The following is a 17,494-nucleotide window of genomic DNA, read 5'->3' as shown; positions in this document are numbered from 1 at the left end:
CGTCCGGACGGCGGCATGACGCTCATTCCAGGGATCCAATTCCCCACAACCGTGAAGAGCCCGTTTCCGCTCCGCCAGCAGCACCGGGGCCAGCTCGTGGACGCGGTCATCCGCTCCGCGACGGCCGTGTCGGCGACCGCCGCAGGGTCAGCCGTGTCCTGGTGGATGGTCCGGGGCGCGGGGACCGAGGCCGGCCTGCTGCACTTTCCTGACGTGGACAAGTTCAGCCCGCGGATGCTCGGCGGCGATGAACACCGATTCCGCTGCCTGCGCTACTTCCATGACCCTGGAACGCGGTCGTGGATACTCTTCGAGCAGTTGATGACAACCATCGTGTGTGTTCGCTATAGACAAGCCCAACACACCAACGGAGGTCCTCTTATTGCGTCAAGTCGATCCCCGCGTCACCAAATTACCGGAACAGTCATTTAGACCGTGCTTTCCACTGCGAGTTCGTGACCCATGCGTTTGCGAAGTCGAACGTAAGCCAGGCGGCGGGCATAAGACATACCTATCGCCTTCAGGTTCCCCAGAGCCAGATCGAACGGGGTGAGCACGCCCGGATGCTTGTGGGCGATCTCATTGTGGAAGGCGATTGCTTGGTGGGACTGTTGCTGGGCCAGGCGCACGCTCCACTGACTGGCACTGATTCGAAAGGTGGCCAGACTGCGCCGCAATGCAATGACATCTCCATGAAAGCATATGCGTGCATAAGTGGCCTCATCTATAAGGTAGGGGTTGGTGTTGTCCCAGCCGCCTTCATGCTCCAGGAGTTCCCGCCGAAACATGACGCACGCCGGTTCCCCGAAGATGTTTGCCCCTGCAACAACGGTGGCGCGAACGGCCTCGGCGCCGCTCACCAGTCCGGAAATTCCCTGAAGTCCCCGGTTTCTCATGAATATGCCACCATTGGAGTCGACCAGATCCCGCTGACAGGCGACCAGGACAGCCGTCGGATTCGCCTCGAAAGCCGCCACCTGCTCAGCCAGGGCAGTGGGTGAAATGATGTCATCGCCGCACACCAGTTTGAGGTAGGTCCCCCGGGCTTCGGAACTGACTCTGTTCCAGTTGGCCTGTGCGCCGCCGCCCGCGGGGGTCGGGCTCAGGATCCGGAGCTTTGGGTGGCTGCCGTAGCCGTCAATGACGTCCTTTGTTCCGTCAACGGACGAGTGATCGGCAATGACGACTTCGTAGTCGTCGTACGTCTGGGTTAGGACTGAGTCCAGCGTTTCAGCGATGTACTGGACGTTGTTATACGCGGGGATAACTATGGAGACTTTCGGGGTCATGCCGTCTCTTCCTCTTTAGTGCCGTTGATGGGGGCGGTCTGCGGTTGTACCGGCGAGCTCTTGCGCCGGAATGAAAAGTGGCGGTGACCGAAGTAACTGATGATCACGGACAACAGGGTGATGGCCAATTGGGTGGGGATTCGCGGAAACTTCAGCAAGTCAGCAAGCAAGGAGAGTAATCCGACGTTAACCAACAGCGATGTGAGGTTGACCAGGGCGAACCGCCCGAGGTCGAGCCAGACATGTCCCTTGACGCGGAATACCAGCTTTCGGTAAACGAAGAAGACCGCGATGAGCGAAATTGTCCACGAAACCGAGAGGAGGATGAAGGACGGCGCCTGCGGGAACGCCAACGCCAGGACAATGAAGAGACCGGTGCTGAAAGCCGTGTTGGCGCCCCCTACGAGGAGAAAGGCCACGCGCTGATCTTTGACGATCTTCATCAGCGGGCCCGGCGGCCCCGAGTGTATGCCGCGAACAGGCTCGTCCGCTGTTGGCGGTTGGGAAGCCACTATTGGTCCTCCTTTCTCAAAGCGTATTCCGGCTCTGCCTCGCTTGAGCGGGGGTCGGGAGCAAGACCGCGACCGGTCACGAAGGCGGCGTCGGCCGCCCGGTCAACCATTGGCGACTGCTCGCCAGGGGAGCCGCGTCGGCGTCGGACTCGCAGCGCATGGACCAAGGCCCATGCGGCACCCAGAAGGAGCGCGGCACTGAGCGAGGCGATTTCGATTGCCCAGCCCGGCGGCTGGAACGAGATGGTTACAGTCTTGCCGGCCGTTCCCGGAGCCACGTTGACCGTGAGGAGGTAGCCGCGGAGGGGATCGCCAATGGTGGCGCCGTCGGCCGTATAACCGGGCCACGCGATACGGCTCAGCGTCACGGTTCCGCCCGAAGCAGGCACCTCATTCACTTTGAATTTGACCTCGGTGCTGGAGTTGGATACCGGCTCGATGGCGGTTCCCTTGGAGGCGTAAACGGGAGAACCTACTGAACCAAGGGGCATGTCACGCGTCCACATCACCGTATTCGGCGTACGGGACGCAACAGACCATCCCGAAGGCGCGACTGCCTTAGCGAGTTCGGCGCCGGAGGTGTCCGACACGTCGCGTACTATCTGGACAGTGTCAACGCGAAGAAGGTCTGCGAGCGGCTTGCCCGTGGTCGGGTCAACCTCGAACAGCTTTGCGCTTAGTTCCTTGCAGGTCTCGCCGCGGGACGCGATGCAGAGGTCCTTCGAGTAGGCCGCGTTCTGGATGGGGCTGTAGAGGTTGTGCACCGAAGTGGGGTTCAAATACCACATGTTGCCCACAAGGGACTCGGTCCAGATAGACGGGTCCAGGGTGGACGGTGTACCGACAACGACTGCCTGCCCCTTGGCACCGGAGAGCTGCGTTGAGTACTTAGACGTATCCGCGGGCAGTTTAAAGTCTTGAACCGGCGGGTTGGGAAAGTAGTAATGCTGCGGGAAGGCCAGTGCCAGGGAAGTCGCCACCAGGACGGCGGCCACTACGCCCTCGGCCTTCGACGTGGACCGGATCAAGCGCAGTGCCACGGCAGCCACGGCAAAACCGGCGGCCATGATCAGCACCATGCGTGCGCTGATAGCCCAGAGCTCGGGTTTCCCCGTCCATCCCAGGTAGACGCTCCCGATAAACAAGGCGGCTGTGCTGAGCCACCGCGCGCGGGAGACGGTGCGGACCCGAGCGAGCGACAAGGCGACGCATAGGAGCACGATCGCAGCGAAGCAGACGTACGGCATCAACCGGACCGGTGTCCGTAGGGGTCCAAGGTCGCTGGGAGCCAGCGTCAGCATCAGGGACAACACCAGGAACACCGGAGCGCTCGATATTCCAGGCGTGAGGCGGCGCAGCTGGTGGAAGTTGACCAGGGCAAACAACGGGAGGAACCAGGCGATGTAAGTAAGGGGTGCGGGCGCGAAGGGCCCCCACCACCAGGACGCAACCTGTGGAAGGTTGCTCGGAAGTGCCGATCCGGCCAGGCCGGTGAGGTCAACAGTAAGGAAGTTGGTGTTGGCCACGACCTGTGTGCGCGCCGTACTGCCAAGGGTCAAGACTCCGGGGAGATAAACGGCCAAAGCCACCAAGCCCAGGATTGCCCCCATGGACACCGTCTTCACTATTGCCTTCCAGTCCGGGCGCACCAGCAGTTCGACAATGACGGCGACAAAGAGCAGGACCAGCATGATGGTCCCGTGGACGTAGCCGACGGTTACGAGGAGGTACCCGGAGACAAGGACAGGCAACGGCGACTTATTTTGGTAGCACATCCGTCGAAGGGACCACCAAACAAAAGGCAGGAAGGCCCACACCATGAGCCCGGTGACCCAGGACGGGGAGTCGAGGTAAACCGTGAAACCGGCAAGTGTGGAAGCTACGCCGGCAACAAATGCCCACGGGGAACGGGCGCCGAGGTTTCGGCTGACAAGGTAAATGCCGAGGCTGGCCAGAGCCAGAAGGCCGACTTTGACTAGGGTCGAGAAGACCAGCGCATTGGTGAAGTACGTGGATGCCAGTCCTATGCCCAGAGTTACGGGGCTGAAGAGGCCCCACTGTCCTTCGGCTGCGTAGTTGCCGGCCTGCCAACCTTCGGCGCTGAAGAACGGCCACTGCCCGGAGCGGAGCAATGCACCGATTTCCCGCCAGATGGGGTAGGCGCCAATCTGGGTGTCGTCGTAGAAGTAGAACCGGTGGTTGAAAATAACCGGTACCAACGCAGCCAGCAAGGCGGTTACCGGCGTGGCCAGGGTCCACAACCAACCCGGATTTCCGGTCCTGGCCGCTGTAGCTCGATCTTGAATATTCAACTCGGCACGGTCTCTTTCTGTTGCTAACGCTCCATCTAGGGTACCGAACGAGTCGGATTGCCCCGAGTTCGCTGCGGCGGCCGGCGCTCGGCGTTGCACCGCTACAAGGTTCCGGAGGCGCTTCTCAGGGTTTGCATGTCCCGGACCGTGGCGTCGATTCCCACGGGCAGGGGAGTGAACTGGCGGTTGTCGAGTTCCGTCCAGACCACGGACCTGAGCCGAAGATCGTGCGCCTGAGCCTTGGCGAAGGGGGAAGCCCCGAGAACGATCCGCGGGCGGCGTTTGAATACCGTCCTGCATGCGCCGATGAGAGCCCCGATGGTATCCGCCCGCTGGGTGGCGATGATCTTTGTCACGGCTTTTCCGGCTTCGACATCGGATCCGGAAAGCCGGTCAAGGCAATCCGCTATCAGAGCAGCGGCATCGTCAATAAAGATGTAGTCGCGGAGAGTGTCCAGGGATACATACACTGACACCGGCTGGCCGGTCAGGTGGGCCTTGGCGAAGACTGAAATAAGACCCTGAGGCTTGGCGAGGTTCTGTCCCGGCCCGTAGAGGTTAGCCACCCGGCCAATTAGCACGCGCGTGCCGGAGGCGGCGGCAAAGGCGGTGACGGCGTCTTCCGCTGCAAGCTTGGCAAAGCCATAGGGGGCCAGCGGCTGGGGAATGCTCGCTTCGGAGTAGGGAGGGTCCGGGGCGCCGGCGTATACGCCGCCGGCGGAGGAAGCCAGGAAGAACCGGCCGGCGGCGGAACCGGGCGGGCACAGTATTTCGGCGATGGAATCCAGCGCCGCCTTGAAAACCTCCAGTTCGGAGTCCAGTTCGGCCTGGGACGTTCCGGTGACACCGGCTCCGGCGCACCAGGCGATCACCCAAGGCCTGCCGTCAGCACGGACCCTCAGCTGCTCAGCGCCCGCGGCCAGGGCTGCTTTGGCCGCTCGGGGATCCTGCCAGGGAATGGTGGAAGTCAGTACTTCATGGCCCCTCGACTTGAGTACGGATACGAGGCCCCGCCCCAGTAGGCCGCCCGCGCCGACGACCCATACCGGATCAGGCATTTGGCGTGGTTCCCCCGGATGCTGCGGCTGTTTCCTGGTTCGAGGCAGCTGCCGCGGTGCCGGCCTTTCCGAGGGGCCCCACGGCAGGATCGCTCACGATCAGGTATGCGGGCTTACCCATGGCCATGTTGACGTTGACTCCGACGTACTCGGCGATGACGCCCAGCGAGAACAGAATCGCTCCGGTGCTGATGAGGATCACGATCATGGTGGACGTCCAGCCTTGTTGTCCCGCACCATGTCCTGTGAGGTATGAAATGAAGAGGTAGATGGCAAGGCAGATGCCCAGGAACGCGAAGATCGCGCCGATTAGGCTTACCAGGCGTAGGCCGCGGGTGCCGCTGGAAATGACCATGCGCCAGAAATGGGACAACAGCGTCCGCAGCCGGTAGCCGGAGGCGCGGTCACCTTCTTCGCGCAAGGCAACCGGGCAGGTGGAGACGTTGGACGCAATCCATCCCAACGCGACGTCAAGATACACGGCGTTGCCGGCGTAGGCGGCCACCGAACGGGCAACCTCGCCTGTGACCAGCCGGAAGCTTTGGTAATTGGGGGCATCGTTGCTCGACAGGAGTGCGGATACGACTTTCTTCGCACCCTTCGAGGCCGCATTGCGCAGGAACCCGTGCGGAGGCTTGTTGCTGGGCAGCGCGTACACCAGCGTCGATTGCCGGGCCATGGCAGTATCCAGCATGTCGCCAATGGCAGCCGGATCGTGTTGGCCGTCCTCGTCCATGGTGACAACCCAGTCACCGCCGGCGGACGCCATGCCGGCCAGGGTTGCCGGATGCTGCCCGAAGTTGCGGCTCAGCCACACCCCGCGGACGATGTCGTAGCGGGCCATGAGGTCACGGATGACCTGCGCAGAGCCATCAGGGCCGTGATCGAATACGAGGAGGACTTCCGCAATGACAAAACGGTGGCCAGCCGGCGAAATTTGTGGCTCCGCCAGTCCCATCAGTTCCGCAACAACGGCCGGCAAGGTCTTTTCGCCTTGGTAGACAGGGACGACGACTGAAATACGATGGGTGCTGGCCGAAGAGCCTGTCACTGCATTGGTCATGTGCACAGAGTCTACCGGTTTGGCGACAATGCAGCGTGACGCGCGGCCGGGCATGGAGGCCAGACCCTGCTGGCGCAGGCCTTAGAATCTTTACTTGTAATCGAGCAGCCTCCGGGAAGCTGCCCAGAAATTCAACGGAAAATGTCGGGGTATCCAGCGGAATGACACAGCAGACAGCTGCCACTAACTCTCGGAACCGTTGGAAGCATTTGATCTCAGCCGCCGCTATCGTCGGATCCGGGCTGATGTATTGGGTTCTCCAAGTCCGTCCGCTGACTACCAGCACCGGATTCAGCTGGCACAACTTCCGCCAGTACTTTCCCTACGACCAGTACTCCTACCTGGCAATCGCGGTGAACGTGAAGAACGGCAACATGGCTGCGGTCGAACCGTTTACCGAAACCGGGACCAACCACTATCCCCGGCTCTACTACGTTTTCCTCGGGCTCCTGGCCCGCCTGTTCAACGCCGACATCATTGTCACGTGGCAAATTGCGGGCCTTGCGTTTCAATTTGTCATGGTGGCGGCGATCAGTTGGCTGCTGATTCGACTGACCGGTCTGCCGGTGCTGGGCGTCCTCGGATTCGTGCCCAGCATCATCGGCACGTTTGCCGTGGCGGCCACCGGCAACTGGCACCACTCCCTGGATAACCACGGCGTTCTCTGGGGCGCGTTTGGGGTGCTTTTCACTCTCAACGGTGAATCCGCGGCGCTCTCCATTGCCGTCACCGCCACTTGCCTCCTCATAGGTGTCACATTCCCCCTCGCCGACGGCACGGCCCCGGCAGGTGCGAAGACCCGGACCGCCGTCGTAATTATCGCGGCTGCCGCAGTGGGTGCGCTGGCAAATGTTCAGACCTACTCCTTCCTCACGGCCGTCTACCTTCTCGTCTACGCAACAGGAGCGTACGGGCTGTTGAAACGCGGTCGAAGGTGGCACGGTGCCGTGAGCCTCGTGCTGCTTGTGGCCGTGCTGGCGGGCGGCACCGCGATCGCCGCCAAGGCGGGGCCCTTGGTAACTCTCATGGCAGGCCTGCTCGCGGCCGCGCCAGGGTTCATCCTGGTTCTCCTCAGATACAAAGCCCCTGTGATCGCTGCCTGTGCGGCACTGGCGGTAGCTGCTTCCCCCACGATCCTCGGAACCCTCCTCGGACTGGCTGACAAGGATGACTTCCTGACGTACCGGGAGTTATCGTCCAATGCCCTCGGAGTGCCGCTCTGGACAGGCGTTTTGGGGGCCTTGGTTCCTTTGCTCATGCTCGCGCTAATTTTCTACGCGGGACTCGTGCTGCGGAACAAAGCGTGGTTGGCATTCGCCGTCGGCTCGGTTTTCGCATGGCCCCTGGTTGCCAGCAACGACCTGTGGGGCGCGAACCAGGAGCCATACCGCTTCTGGATCGACAGCTTCACCGTGGTCACAGCGGCCGCAGTTCCGGTATTCTGCCAAGTTGCAGTACGGAGCTGGCAGCTGTGGCGCGCGGGCAGGAGGGTACAGTCACTGGAATCTGCATCACCCGAGGTGTCGGATACGTCGACGCCGGCGCGTGTCAGTTTCGGACGAACGCCCGCGATAGTTGTGGCGACCGCATGTGTCGCGGTGGTGGCCGCCACGGCCGTCAGCCTCTCCGATTATGCAAAATTCGCCGACTACGTCCATGACTACGGCACTGCGAGCTTCAACGACCCTCAGGCACTTGCGATCAAGTCGGCGGCAACGCCGCTGACGGATCCCGGCTCGGACCTGCGGGTTACGGTGGATGCCAAGGGACAGGCCTCGGAACTGGTCATGTTCGATCCGTGCATTAGCCCCTTTCGCGTTAAGGCCCTCACGGGCCTGCCCACTGCCTTCTACAACCTCGGCCTGGCCTGGCCCAAGAATGAAAAAGACATCCGCGAAATCCTGGTGGAGCGTTCGAAGGGCTCCTTCGCACAGCCCGCAGCGGAAAAAGTCGACATCCGCTATGTGCTGACGGACACGGGCTGCCCCGCCAGCTGGCAAGGGCAGGTCAACGGGGCGAAAATATCCGAGGCCGCCTACATCAACGGCGGCCAGCCGGCCACGGTTACCCTCTGGAAGGTAGCGGGCTAAGTAGGTTGGGCCGGCCAAATCATGCTGCCGGCATTTGAGGCGCGGACTGGCGCGGGCGGAAGATGAAGACAGGAAATTAATGCAAGACAGTGAAGACGCACCACCGCGCTCGCTACTTTGGGTCCTCAGCACCGCAGCCAGCGTCTTAGTCCTCAGCGTGATTCCGCTGATCTGGACGCCCAGGTTCTATTTTTGGGATGACACTGAGAACGGCGCCTATGGTGTCTGGTACCACCTGGGTGACTCATTGCTGGCCGGCACGGTTCCGATCCTCAATCCCCAGGTGTGGTCGAGTGGGAACTATGCGGCTGAAGGGCAGTGGGGAACCTGGAATCCGCTCATCATGATCATTGGCGTTATTGTCTACCTCGCTCCTGATGCCGTTGTCGTAACAACCAGCCTGAAGATCGCGTTCCTCGTGCTCGGCGGAGTTGGCTGCTTCTTGCTGAGCAAGTCTTTCAAGGTTCCCCCGCCCCTGGCCCTCGTGGCAGGGGTTGCCTCGCCGTTGAACGGCTTCACTATGTTCTTCGATGCTCCTTCGTGGGTCACAGGACAACTTGCGTGGGCGATGCTGCCCTATTTCTGGATGCTGTTGAAGCTTGCCGGCGATGCCCGACGCAGTCCGGTCTGGGCTTTCCTGGCCGGATACCTGATAGTCACCATTGGGTACGTAGCGGGAACTGTTGCAGTTGGCTTCGTCCTGCTGGCCGTTGGTGTGGATGCCTTGCTGAAGCGCAGGTGGGGGACCGCGTGGCGAACTGCGGGAATAGGGTTCGGACTGGTTCTTGTCGCCGTGGTGGTTTATCTTCCCGGCGTCCTGTCAGCGGCCGTTACAACGCGAAGCACAACTGCCATCGCCAATGACGACTTCATGGGAACCGACCTCAGTGGTCTCGTGAGTTCCACCATCGCCACTGCCTACCCCATGATGCCTTCCTGGTGGTGGAGCGGCTTCTCCGCCCCGGCGCCTGCACTGTATATTGCCTGGTTCCTGCCGCTCGTCGCGTTCCTGAGCTGGGGGAGGATTCGGGCGTACGCACCGCAGATCAGGGACATACTGTTCTTCGCGGCGTTGTCGCTGATGTTTGTGCTGCTGCCCACGACGGTTGGCCCGCTCCGATACCCGGCGCGCTTTATGCCGTACCTGGCGCTGGCCTGCATCCTTCTCTGCGTTGTGCTGCTCTCCCACGCCCTTGCCAAAAATCCGTCGAAACTGTCCCTTTTGGGGGCAACGGGTGCCATTGCCTTTGGCGTCTATGGCGGATGGGCGCAGTACCCCGACCACTACCTGGCGCTCTTCCTGGCAGGCCTCCTCGCCGTTGCCGCTATATGCGTTTTGTGGGGGCGAATGAGGGGAAAGACATTTCGGCTGGACAATTTGTCTGTGGCTTCCACCATCGGCGTGGTCTGTCTCGTCGTGACGCTAGGCACCGCTCTGCTGCAGTTTCGGATAACTCCTGTGAGCCCGCTGTCTAATCCTGCCGTACCCGCTGCGACGGCCGGCCCCAAGAGCGTTTTGGCAGGTGTCCGTGGCGAGGTCTTGGTGGTCGGGGATCCCCTCGACTATCCGCAGGATGACTCAACCTGGTCAAGGACCCTGATGGCCAACACGTGGTATCTCAGCCACGCGTCAGTCCTCAACAGATACCAGTTGATCGGGCACACCGAATACAACAAGACTCTATGCCTGCGTTACCTCGGAGGCACGTGCGCCGAGCTCCTTGACCGGCTCTTTGAGCGTCAGGAGGAAACGGGCATGCCGCTGGTTGACGTTCTTGGAATCGATAATATTCAAGTCCTGAAGAAGTCGTTCGAAGGGAACCAGCGGCCTACAGCCTCCAATAACTATGTCGGAAGGCAGGAGCCCATATCTGTCAGGCCTGTCCCCGCTGGTTGGCGGGAAGTGAGCGATGACGGCGAGATAGCTCTGTGGAGCCGGGACGTTCCAACGGGATCCTCAGGCGGTCTAGTCTGGACGTCGGCGGGGACTAAGCTCACCGAGACAAGACGAACAGCCACAGAGGTCACGCTTCGCGTCGACGAGGTGCCATCCGGTGGAGGTCGTGCCGCGCTGGCCCGGCTTCCATGGCCCGGCTATCAGGTAAGCGGAGCGACCCTCGCCTCACCCGTTGACGGATTCCTTCTGGCCGTCGACGTTCCCGAGCGTGCGGCCGGGTCCACGTTGTCGGTTAGCTTTACGCCGCCTGGCTGGGCCGCAGGAGTTACTTTGTGGTGCGCGGGCGTCGGCGGGATGGTCTTGTGGACTGCATGTGACGTTGTTCTTGCCCGCCGGCGCCGCAGATTATTTGAAGAAGCCGGATAGAACTCCAAGAGGCAAAGCCGGGCGTCGTCCTTTCGGACGGCGCCCGGCTTTGCCTTGGCCCGCGGGTCAGACCGTCGCCTGGCTTGTGCTGAGGTATTCGGTGAGGGCTGTTTTGGAGTGCCTTGGGCGGAATCCTGTGGCCTTGATTTTTCCGAGGTCCAAAACGCTGTTCAGCGGCCGCGGCGCGGCCGCCCTGTCCTTGAAGTACTCGGCGGTGCTGACGCCGGTAATGACGGACCGTTCGGCGCCGGAGAGTTCGTAGACGTCAGCGGCGATTTCGGCCCAGGACTGCGGAGAGCCGTCGTTGCTCAGGTTGTAGGTTCCAAACGGGGCCTTGGCCTGGAGCAAATGGTGGATGCCGTCGGCGATGTCCGTGGCGAAGGTCAGGCGGCCGATTTGGTCGTCGACGACGGCTGGTTGGATGCCGCGGCTGGCCAGGTCAGCCATGGTGCGGACGAAGTTGTTGCCTTCACCGATGACCCAGCTGGTCCGGATGATGTAGTGCCGGGGAAGTGTGCTGACGATGGCGTCGCCGGCGGCTTTGCTCTGGCCGTAGACGCCCAGGGGCGTGAACGGTTCGTCCTCGGTGTGTTCGGTGCGGGTGCCGTCGAAGACGTAGTCGCTGGAGACGTGGACGAGCGTGAGTGCGTGTTCCGCCGCGGTTCTGGCGAGCCGGCTGACGGCGGTGGCGTTGATGGCCCACGCTGCCTCGCGGCCGGGGCTTGTTTCGGCGGTGTCAACCGCTGTGTAGGCAGCGGCGTTGATGATGGTGCCGTAGTTGCCCCAGTGCCGTGCTGAGTAGGACTTCGGATCCAGGAGGTCGAAGTCCTGGCGTCCGGCGAACTCGACGGAGGCGTCGCCGTCGTACGCTTTGCGGAGGGCTCGTCCCAGTTGCCCGTCTGCGCCCAGGACCAGGGTTTTGCGCGGGCCCATGGGGCTGACGTCGGCGAGGCGGGGGTGTCCCAGATCCTTCTCGGAGACTTCCGCCTCGGCGAGAGGGATGGGCCAAGGGACGTTCGCGGTCTCATCGGCCAGGTTCAGGAAGGTGTACTCGGCGTTCGGCGACCAGTGATCATTGACCAGGTAGACGTAGGAGGTGTTATCCTCCAGCGTCTGGTAGGAGTTGGCGACGCCGCGGGGGACGAAGATGGCCTTGCTGGCATCGAGTTCCGTAGTGAAGACCGCCCCGAAGGTCGGCCCGTCGCGGAGGTCCACCCAGGCACCAAAGATCCGGCCCGTGGCCACGGAAACGAACTTGTCCCAGGGCTCGGCGTGGATGCCCCGAGTGGTTCCGGCTTTGTCGTTGAAGGAGATGTTGTTCTGGACGGGGCCAAAGTCGGGCAGCCCGGCAGCGACCATTTTGTCCCGCTGCCAGTTTTCCTTGAACCAGCCGCGGTTGTCCCCGTAGACCGGAAGGTCGTAGACCACGACGCCAGGAATCGGCGTTTCCGTGCCTGCGAGCTTCTTTTGAAACTCCATGTTTACTGGCCCTGCTCCTTGTACTTGGCTTCGGTGGCGGCCTTCTGCGGCCGCCACCAGTCCTGGTTGTCGCGGTACCAAACGATGGTGTCCTCGATGCCTGCGTCGAAATTCGAGAATTCCGGCTTCCAGCCGAGTTCGGTGCGGAGCTTGGTGGAGTCGATCGCGTAGCGCAGGTCGTGGCCGGGGCGGTCCACTACGTGATCATAAGCATCTCGGGACTGGCCCATGTGCTCAAGGATGAGCTCGACGACTTCCTTGTTGTTCTTTTCGCCGTCGGCGCCGATCAGGTAGGTCTCGCCGACGACGCCTTTTTCGATGATTGCGAGCACGGCCGAGGAGTGGTCGTTGGCGTGGATCCAGTCGCGGACGTTTTCGCCCTTGCCGTAGAGCTTGGGCCGGATTCCGTCGATGACGTTGGTGATCTGGCGGGGGATGAACTTTTCCACGTGCTGGTACGGGCCGTAGTTGTTCGAGCAATTGCTGATGGTGGCCTGCAGCCCGAAGGAACGTACCCAGGCGCGGACCAGGAGGTCGGAGCCAGCCTTGGTGGAGGAGTAAGGGCTGGAGGGGTTGTACGGGGTGTTCTCGTTGAACCGTTCGGGGTCATCGAGTTCCAGGTCTCCGTAGACCTCGTCGGTGGAGATGTGGTGGAAGCGCTTGTTGTGTTTGCGGGCCGCTTCGATCAGCGTGTAGGTGCCGATGATGTTGGTGTCCAGGAACGGGCGGGGGTCATGCAGGGAGTTGTCGTTGTGGGATTCAGCAGCGTAGTGGACCACGACGTCGGCCTCGGCCACGAGCGGGTCCACGACGGCCGGATCGGCGATATCGCCCTGGACGAAAGCGAAACGGTCCTTGGGCAGGTGCCTCAGCGACTCGCGGTTCCCGGCGTAGGTGAGCTTGTCCAATACGGTGACACAGTTGTCCGTGTTGGCCATTACATAATGGACAAAATTCGAGCCGATGAATCCGGCGCCGCCGGTTACGAGAAGTCGCTGCATAGTTTCATAGGTTACCGGATTTGGCTGGACTTCGAATCAGGGGGAAAGATAGATTGCATGCGCGGAATTATCCTTGCCGGCGGTACCGGCTCCAGACTCCATCCCATTACGTTGGGCATCAGCAAGCAACTGGTGCCGGTCTATGACAAGCCGATGATCTACTATCCGCTGTCCACACTTATTTTGGCGGGTATCCGCGACATCCTCGTCATCACAACTCCTCATGACGCGGAGCAGTTTCAACGCTTGCTAGGCGACGGATCACAGTTCGGCGTCAACATCACGTACGCACAGCAGCCATCGCCGGACGGCTTGGCGCAGGCCTTCGTCCTAGGAGCCGACCACATCGGCGACGGACCTGTTTCACTTGTTCTTGGCGATAACATTTTTTACGGCCGTGGTATGGGCACGCAACTTCGTCGATTTGCCAATATTGAGGGAGGAGCCGTCTTCGGATACTGGGTAAGCGATCCGTCGGCATACGGTGTCGTGGAGTTCGACAATGACGGCAAGGCAATATCGCTCGAAGAGAAGCCAACGAGGCCTAAGAGTCACTACGCAGTACCGGGGCTCTACTTTTACGATAACGAGGTAGTGCAGATTGCGAAGGACCTCAAGCCTTCCCCGCGTGGGGAGCTGGAAATAACGGACGTAAACAGGACCTACCTGGAGCGTGGAAAGCTGCAGGTAGAGATCTTGCCACGCGGAACCGCGTGGCTGGACACTGGAACTTTTGATTCCCTCAACGAAGCTTCGGAGTTCATTCATACAGTTCAGAAGAGACAGGGACTTTCAATAGGCTGTCCCGAGGAAATATCATGGCGATTAGGATTCCTCAGCGACGCAGAATTGCAGGCGCGCGCTGAGCCGCTGGTAAAGAGCGGCTACGGTAAGTATCTTCTCGGACTACTTGAACAGGCCGGTTAGAAGGACAGGAAGCAAAGGCGGGTTATCGAAGCTTTCGATAACCCGCCTTTCATTTTCACGCTGGTTGTCACGCTGGTGGTCCTATTGGGACCAAATCGAGAGCGCTCCTGCTGTATTCGGCGATAATGGGTGAACCGCTGCCGTTGTTGAGTTCAACGAGCCTCGCCCAAGAATTGACAGGCCGTTTAGTGCCGTCCACCATCATGTAGACAATTGGGGAGTCCAATGTTTTGGTAAAAATTCTTGCGTCCAAGCTGCCTCGTACAGCGGGGAGAGAACTACACGTGGAAAGGTCTAGATTTCGCGCCGGTAGCTGCGCCGTAGCTGCGGTTGCCGGCAATTTCCACAATCCGCCCCCATACCCAAGAAAGGTGTCCAAACCACATCGAACTACGGGTTGAACAGTACCCGTAGAGACATATGGCGACAGCTGGGGTTGGGTGATGCGGGAGAAGCCGCTTATCCCCATAGCATTTGTGATCCGGAAATCCTCAAGCTGCAGCATCTTGTCAGGGCCGTCAATTAGGTACACGGCGGGGCTCGTATCGCTCACAACGAGTTTCCCGAGAGGCAGAAGTGCTGGCCCTTTGACGAGCGAAGCTATTCCCGTGTCCGTGAGCAAATAAAGTTGAGGGCTTCCCCCTTGCGTGAGCTGGGTGAGGGTGGCCAGATCAGGTATTTCACGTGCAGTTGCTTTGTCTTTGCGATAGACCACGGGCGAGGAAGATGATTTTACAAGGGCCGGCGTGGAAATCATGTCTCCACTCCCTATGAGGTTCAGCAGGGCATCGGAAAACACGATGGATGAGTCCGGCCACTGAGTGGGGTCTGCCATCAAGAATTTTCGATTGGTGCCAACCACATAATGAGAGGTCCCCGCCGCATTGGAGACAAAACCTTTGAATGCTGTACCCAAGGGAACTTTGGCGATTGACGCTGCGTCGAAGGCTGCCGCCTTAATGGGTGTTGCCCAAGCGTTTTCGGTGTTGATCGAAGTAGGCACTGGAATCAGTTTTCCAGCCGTGTAGATATAGGGCTGGCGGCTTGCGCGGTCTACAACAATAACGTCCGAACGAAGGATTGGACCCGCAGATGAAAGCGGGAATCCAGCGGTTACAGAGTCGCTAACGCTTGTGATTGCTCCCGAAAGACCGGACTGTACCAAGGAGTCAGTGTCAAAAAATTCACGCTTCGACATCGCGGAGACGTAGAACTGTTGGCCGCTTGTTGAGATTGTCGCGTTGCTCAGCATCCCTGCATCCGAATAAGATGCTATCTGCCCGCCGGAGAGTGGAATCCAACCAGTGCAGTTTCCTCCGCCAAAGTCGTACATGACCGAGCAGCTTGGTACGTGGAATTTCTTACCACTGTCGATCAAGAAGATGGAGCCGTCGTCGCTCCTGGCAAATCGCCCGACCTTGTTTCCCGTTGCCAATGAATCGAGGTACTGCTGGCTAACCTGCTGAAGCGAACCTAGGCCCATATATAGCTGGTAAGTCGACCAATCAGGAATTGGATACTTAGTCGTCCCGTTGATGAGATAGATGGTGCTGCTGCCTGGCGCCTTAGCCAGCGATGATCCTGAGTTATCCGACTGTGCGGCGAACCGTTGAAGGCTGCCGTAGTCGCCATTCCACACGTTCGAGTCGCCGGCCATCGGGCCCGTACTGCTGTATTGCCAGACGCTGTACGTTGACCAACTCGCGGGAACGGCGCCGGCGTCGTTGCTGGGCGAGCCGGGATAGGCAGCTACCCAAAGCGGGTAATCACCGAAGCCTGTTTGGTTGCCCAGGCACTGATTCCACCAGCTCGTGTTGGTGTAGATCATGGGCAACCTGCCAGTCATTGACCTGACCGTGTTTCCGAAGTCCTGGACCCAGGCTGCCAGTTGACCGGGCGACATACTATAGCAGGTGTTACCGAAGTAGAAGCCGTTGATGGTTCTACCCTCGTAAGGATTGAATTCAAAGTCGAGAACCGGCGGCAAGGTGTAGCCGTCGGGGGACCACCCTCCACCGTTCTTGACAAAGTAGGTGGCTTGGTCGGCTCCGGAAGACCAGTTCGGAATGGCGAAATGGTACGCGCCCCGGATCATCCCTATGTTTCGGGATCCCTGGTACTGGGAACTGTAGGCGGGGTTCGTGTAGTAGTTACCCTCAGACGCTTTTACATAGGCAAAGCGCGCTCCCATGTTCCACTGCTGCTGCCAGTCGACTGCGGCCTGGTAGTAGCTGACATCCAGTCCCTGGACTCCGAAAGTTGGCGTCCAGGTTCCTTGGGCGGAGAGGTTTTCAATGCTGTTCGACTTGGCGCTGGACGGGGCCGCGGAGGAGGTAACTCTGGCTGAGCGCTGGCCCATTTGCGCGCCCCCTGGTCCGATGGCATCGGCCATGGATTGAGGTTGTGGCGACGGGGCAGCCATCCCGCTCTGCGTGGGAAGCGGTGACGGCTGCGGCGTGCTGCTTGTTGCGGATGGCATCGTGCCAAGGGGTGCAGCGGTCGGGGAGGCGGCGGCCGTTTGTGAATCCGAGGGATTGGGCGCCGGGCTCGATTCAAGGGCGAAGGTGGGTCCGGTGAGGCCCGGGCCCACTACTAGGGCAAGCGCGAGCGGAACCACCCCTAGGTACTTCAGGAATGGGGTACGGGACTGAGACAGGTTCCGCTTCATATTGGCTCCGGAGGACAATGCGCGCTCCCCCGAACGCCCATCTGGTTTGCTGCACCGGTGGTCCCCCAGGGACCTGCCGAACAGAGATATTGACACTTAACGCGCTCACCATAGCATCGTGTTGCTTGGGGGGCCAGTGGTATGCATGTTTCTGTTGAGGCTGTTGCGAGCGGGGGGACTGTAAAGGTTTGGGGTGTTGCCGCCTAACCTCGCCAATCTGAGTGAAGTACTTGTGCCGCTTGCTATTGGCTCGGGCACAACGAACGATCACCGGAACGTTCGTTTGGCTAGCACCGCGGTCGTTTCCCCAGAGGACGCGCTGACAGAGGTATAGGAGAGTGACGCATCACCCGTTGGCGTGTTGCAGGGCGACCGATGAAGCGGGAGGGAAGCCAAGTGATTTTAAGAAAATGAGGATGTGGGTTGGCGTGGTTTCGGCGACACTTCAACTTCGCGAGAACCACAACGTGTTTGGTCTCGGCATATCCGTAGTAAAGCGTCGACCGGTACTGCGGAGGTAAGAGCCGACTAGGGCTCATATGGAGCGTGCACGTTAGACCGATTTCTTCGAATTATTTAGGAAACCGGGAAACCCTTTACCGCAGCTGGAGGACCCCGAAGGTGTCTAGACGATATGAAGTGAAACGGTTACTCCTGTCCGGGTCCGGCCCATTATCGCCGGGCGGTCCTGCAGCGCCGGCTGGATGTGATGCTGCTGGCCCTAGGCGGGAACTGGCGCTGCATGCCCTGTTCCCGGCGCTGATGTCCCTTA

General features: G+C 60.5%; 12 protein-coding genes. 4 read left to right on the top strand and 8 right to left on the bottom strand.

Going from position 1 to position 17,494, the window contains the following annotated elements; all coding sequences use genetic code 11:
• Nucleotides 1-15: 15 nt before the first annotated feature.
• A complete protein-coding gene (locus tag AB4Y79_RS02045) occupies nucleotides 16-432 on the top strand; it encodes a hypothetical protein (protein ID WP_441858337.1) in 417 nt (138 codons plus the stop codon).
• Here the strand turns inward: AB4Y79_RS02045 and AB4Y79_RS02040 are convergent.
• The 5 genes from AB4Y79_RS02040 to AB4Y79_RS02020 form a co-directional block, all read right to left on the bottom strand.
• A complete protein-coding gene (locus AB4Y79_RS02040; protein ID WP_441858335.1) occupies nucleotides 429-1,289 on the bottom strand; it encodes a glycosyltransferase family 2 protein in 861 nt (286 codons plus the stop codon). The genes AB4Y79_RS02045 and AB4Y79_RS02040 overlap by 4 nt on opposite strands.
• Nucleotides 1,286-1,801 carry a GtrA family protein gene (locus tag AB4Y79_RS02035; protein WP_441858333.1) on the bottom strand — a complete coding sequence of 172 codons (516 nt, stop codon included), beginning with the start codon at nucleotides 1,799-1,801 and terminating at the stop codon, nucleotides 1,286-1,288. The genes AB4Y79_RS02040 and AB4Y79_RS02035 overlap by 4 nt, the downstream gene beginning before the upstream one ends.
• On the bottom strand, nucleotides 1,801-4,062 hold the full coding sequence (locus AB4Y79_RS02030; protein ID WP_441858331.1) for a hypothetical protein: 2,262 nt from the start codon (nucleotides 4,060-4,062) through the stop codon (nucleotides 1,801-1,803). The genes AB4Y79_RS02035 and AB4Y79_RS02030 overlap by 1 nt, the downstream gene beginning before the upstream one ends.
• A gap of 152 nt (nucleotides 4,063-4,214) precedes the next feature.
• Nucleotides 4,215-5,171, bottom strand: a complete 957-nt coding sequence (locus tag AB4Y79_RS02025; protein ID WP_441858329.1) for an NAD-dependent epimerase/dehydratase family protein — start codon at nucleotides 5,169-5,171, stop codon at nucleotides 4,215-4,217.
• Complete coding sequence (locus tag AB4Y79_RS02020) at nucleotides 5,164-6,234, bottom strand: glycosyltransferase (protein ID WP_441858327.1); 1,071 nt, start codon at nucleotides 6,232-6,234, stop codon at nucleotides 5,164-5,166. Before AB4Y79_RS02020 ends, AB4Y79_RS02025 begins: the two co-directional genes overlap by 8 nt.
• Nucleotides 6,235-6,443: 209 nt before the next feature.
• Here AB4Y79_RS02020 and AB4Y79_RS02015 point away from each other — a divergent pair, with 209 nt between their 5' ends.
• Together AB4Y79_RS02015 and AB4Y79_RS02010 are read left to right on the top strand one after the other, a co-directional pair.
• Nucleotides 6,444-8,324, top strand: a complete 1,881-nt coding sequence (locus AB4Y79_RS02015; protein ID WP_441858325.1) for a hypothetical protein — start codon at nucleotides 6,444-6,446, stop codon at nucleotides 8,322-8,324.
• Nucleotides 8,325-8,481: 157 nt separating this feature from the next.
• Nucleotides 8,482-10,647: a hypothetical protein gene (locus AB4Y79_RS02010; protein ID WP_441858324.1), complete on the top strand. Its 2,166-nt coding sequence runs from the start codon at nucleotides 8,482-8,484 to the stop codon at nucleotides 10,645-10,647.
• A 66-nt stretch (nucleotides 10,648-10,713) separates the two neighbouring features.
• Here the strand turns inward: AB4Y79_RS02010 and AB4Y79_RS02005 are convergent, their stop codons facing one another.
• Both AB4Y79_RS02005 and rfbB read right to left on the bottom strand, forming a co-directional pair.
• A complete protein-coding gene (locus AB4Y79_RS02005; RefSeq protein ID WP_441858322.1) occupies nucleotides 10,714-12,126 on the bottom strand; it encodes a sugar nucleotide-binding protein in 1,413 nt (470 codons plus the stop codon).
• A 2-nt stretch (nucleotides 12,127-12,128) separates the two neighbouring features.
• Entirely contained in the window at nucleotides 12,129-13,127 is a 999-nt protein-coding gene (gene rfbB, locus AB4Y79_RS02000) for a dTDP-glucose 4,6-dehydratase (protein WP_441858320.1), read from the bottom strand.
• Between the two features lie 57 nt (nucleotides 13,128-13,184).
• Here rfbB and rfbA point away from each other — a divergent pair, with 57 nt between their 5' ends.
• Nucleotides 13,185-14,054, top strand: a complete 870-nt coding sequence (rfbA, locus tag AB4Y79_RS01995; protein WP_441858319.1) for a glucose-1-phosphate thymidylyltransferase RfbA — start codon at nucleotides 13,185-13,187, stop codon at nucleotides 14,052-14,054.
• Nucleotides 14,055-14,121: 67 nt separating this feature from the next.
• Here the strand turns inward: rfbA and AB4Y79_RS01990 are convergent, their stop codons facing one another.
• Nucleotides 14,122-16,446, bottom strand: coding sequence for a lysozyme (locus AB4Y79_RS01990; protein ID WP_441858317.1), 2,325 nt, complete (start codon nucleotides 16,444-16,446; stop codon nucleotides 14,122-14,124).
• Nucleotides 16,447-17,494 lie beyond the last annotated feature (1,048 nt).

The organism is Pseudarthrobacter sp. YAF2 (assembly GCF_052113345.1).
GTDB lineage: Bacteria > Actinomycetota > Actinomycetes > Actinomycetales > Micrococcaceae > Arthrobacter.
Note: the sequence above shows the minus strand (reverse complement) of the source record. Positions and strands in the feature narration are given on the sequence as shown.